Origin of the sequence: Amycolatopsis sp. SID8362, assembly GCF_010550475.1 — a bacterium.
GTDB lineage: Bacteria > Actinomycetota > Actinomycetes > Mycobacteriales > Pseudonocardiaceae > Amycolatopsis > Amycolatopsis eburnea.
Genome location: NZ_JAAGNB010000604.1, coordinates 1 through 949 on the forward strand (window position 1 = coordinate 1; position 949 = coordinate 949).

At 74.7% G+C, this 949-nt stretch carries 2 protein-coding genes; both read left to right on the forward strand.

All coding sequences use genetic code 11. From position 1 onward, the window contains the following. A partial coding sequence (locus G3I65_RS18830; protein WP_160697274.1) for a discoidin domain-containing protein occupies window positions 1-318 on the forward strand: 318 nt, incomplete at its 5' end. Window positions 319-398: 80 nt separating this feature from the next. Beyond that, window positions 399-949, forward strand: a 551-nt coding sequence (locus G3I65_RS18835; protein WP_160697275.1) for a LacI family DNA-binding transcriptional regulator, incomplete at its 3' end; no start/stop codon positions are given.

Here is a 949-nt window from a genome sequence, read left to right on the forward strand (position 1 = left end):
CCCGGGATGGCGAGCCCGGCCGCGGCCGTCGACGACGACCCGGCGACCTCGTGGCGGCCCGGGCCCGGCGGCCGGCTGGTCGTCGATCTCGGGGCGGCTGCCGCGGTTTCCGCCGTCGAACTCGCTTGGACGCCCGGGCGCGTACCCGCCGCCACGGTCGAAACCAGCACCGACGGCGTCACCTACACGACGGCGGGCGCCGCGGGCCGTGGCCGCACTTCGACGGTGAAGCTCACCGGACCGGCGCGGTACGTCGCCGTCCGGACGGACTGGCGGACCGGTGACGCCGGCCTGACGCGGTTGTCCGGCTGGACTTGATCGATCTCGGACCGGTCCCGGCGGGCCCGGGGGCGAGTACCTTGGCACCACAGGGCTTGCCACCCCCCTCGGGAGGACGGATGCGCGTCACGATCGCCGAGGTCGCCCGCCGCGCGCGGGTGAGCAAGACGACCGTGTCCAGGGTTCTCAACAACAAAGCCGATGTGGACGCGGCGACCGCGATCCGGGTGCGCGAGGTGATCGCCGCGACCGGGTACATCCCCAGCGCCGGCGCGGTCGGGCTGGCCCGCGGCGTGACCCGCACGGTCGGGATGCTGGTGCCCGGCCTGACCTGGCCGTGGATGGGCGAAGTGCTGCAGGGTGTCGCCGACGTCGTGGAGTCGAAGGGCTACGGCCTGCTGCTGTCCACCGCCAACCGCGGCACCGAATCCCTGGACGAGTTCTCACGGCAGGTGTCGGCGAAGGCGTTCGACGGCCTGCTGCTCATCGAACCGCCGGACGCCGTGCGCCACCTGCGCGTGCTGCACGACTCCGGGCTGCCGGTGGTGGTCATCGACGACCGCGGCCGCCGTCCCGCGTTCCCGTCGGTGGGCACGGACAACCGCCACGGCGGCGCGGCGGCGGCCCGGCACCTGCTGGCCACCGGCCGCACCCGGCTGGCCACCGTCAC